Here is a 1648-nt window from a genome sequence, read left to right on the forward strand (position 1 = left end):
TGCCAGCTCCGAGTGTCGCGACAGCGTTTTCATTTTTTCACGCAACCAGCTTTCCAGGGTACTAAGCAGCGGTTTCGTTTTCCGCTGACGTTCAGCAAGCCGTTGTTCCGCCAGCATTCCTCTTATTTCCGCCTCCACGGCATACAGTTCGCCGATACGCTTCAGGGCTTCCTCCGTCAGGGCTGATGGCGTGCGAACGTGCACATCGTGGATTTTACGGCGGGCGTGAGCCCAGCAGGCGGCTTCCGTTATCCGGCCATCGCGGTACAGCTCGTTGAACCCGGCGTACGCATCCGCCTGTAGCACACCGCTGAACCCCGCAAGATGGGTCTGCGGATGGATGCCTTTTCTGTCGGGGCTGTAGGCGAACCACACCGCCGGTGCCAGCGCTGACCCGGCGTTGCGGTCATCACGAACATACGTCCACAACCGCCCGGTCTTCGTCTTCTTATTGCCCGGCAACAGCACCTGGACCGGGGTATCATCGGCATGGAGTTTACCGTCAGTCAGGACATAGTCCTGAAGCGCCTCCTCCAGCGGGGACAGCAGCCGGCAGCATGCATCCACCCAGCCCGACAGCAGTGAACGGCTCAGTTCCACGCCCTGGCGACCGTATATTTCAGACTGACGATACAGCGGTGTGTGCTCTGCATACTTTGAGGTCAGCACGCGGGCCATCAGCCCCGGTCCGGCGATACCCCGCTCAATGGGGCGCGAAGGCGCGGGGGCCTGCACGATGGCATCACATTTTGTGCAGGCATGTTTTTCCCGTACGGTCCGGATCACCCGGAAGGCGCTGCGCATCAGCTCCAGCTGTTCAGCGGCATCCTCACCCAGGTAACTCAGCGCACCACCACACTCCGGGCAGCAGGAACCCGCTGGCCGCAGGCGTTTTTCATCGCGGGGGAGTGATTCGGGGAACGGTTTGCGGGTGCGGGTCTGACGCAGAGTGCGCTGTACTGCCGGGTCATCCACCCGACCGGTCAGCGTATCGCTCTCTTTCTGAAGCCGGTTCAGATCGGCTTCCATTTGTGCGATACGGCGGGAGACTTTTTCGGAACGGCTGCCGAAGTTCATCCGGCGAAGTTTATCCAGCTGCGCCTGCAGATGGTCTATTTCGCGCTCCCGGTCTGCCAGCTTTTCCAGCAGGGCACGGTTCAGCGCTTCCTGTTCGGCAAGGCGCTGTTTCAGCAGAAGGATGTCGTCAGAAGAGATGTCATTCATAAGCCAGCATTTTACCAGGCTTATTCTGCGACAACCAGGATAAAGAAGCCTACAGCATGGTCAGGGAGGTCAGCAACCGCTTCGGCTGTCGCCAGTCGATGCCTTCCAGCAGCATTGCCAGCTGCGCCGGGGTCAGGAACACTTTGCCATCGCGAGCTGACGGCCAGGCGAAGCGCCCGCGCTCCAGCCGTTTGGTCAGCAGGCACAGCCCGTCGCCGGTGGACCACAGAAGTTTAACCTGACTGCCGCTGCGGCCCCGGAAGATGAAGACATGGCCGGACATCGGTTCGTCTTTCAGCGCCGTCTGCACTTTTGCAGCCAGCCCGTTGAAGCCGTTTCTCATATCGGTAATACCGGCAACCAGCCAGATTTTGGTGCCTGTTGGTAGCGGGATCATCGCTTCAGTTCCTGTATCAGCAGAGTC

At 60.1% G+C, this 1648-nt stretch carries 2 protein-coding genes; both read right to left on the minus strand.

Going from position 1 to position 1648, the window contains the following annotated elements:
- Positions 1-1224 (minus strand): IS66 family transposase (locus HX884_RS26320; RefSeq protein WP_178329027.1); only part of this gene is annotated, 1224 nt, incomplete at its 3' end.
- Positions 1225-1273: 49 nt separating this feature from the next.
- The gene (gene tnpB, locus HX884_RS26325; protein ID WP_004114612.1) at positions 1274-1621 is read right to left on the minus strand and encodes an IS66 family insertion sequence element accessory protein TnpB; all 348 of its coding nucleotides are present in this window, start codon (positions 1619-1621) and stop codon (positions 1274-1276) included.
- Positions 1622-1648 lie beyond the last annotated feature (27 nt).

Origin of the sequence: Enterobacter sp. SECR19-1250 (assembly GCF_013391025.1) — a bacterium.
Classification (GTDB): Bacteria; Pseudomonadota; Gammaproteobacteria; order Enterobacterales; family Enterobacteriaceae; genus Enterobacter; species Enterobacter cloacae.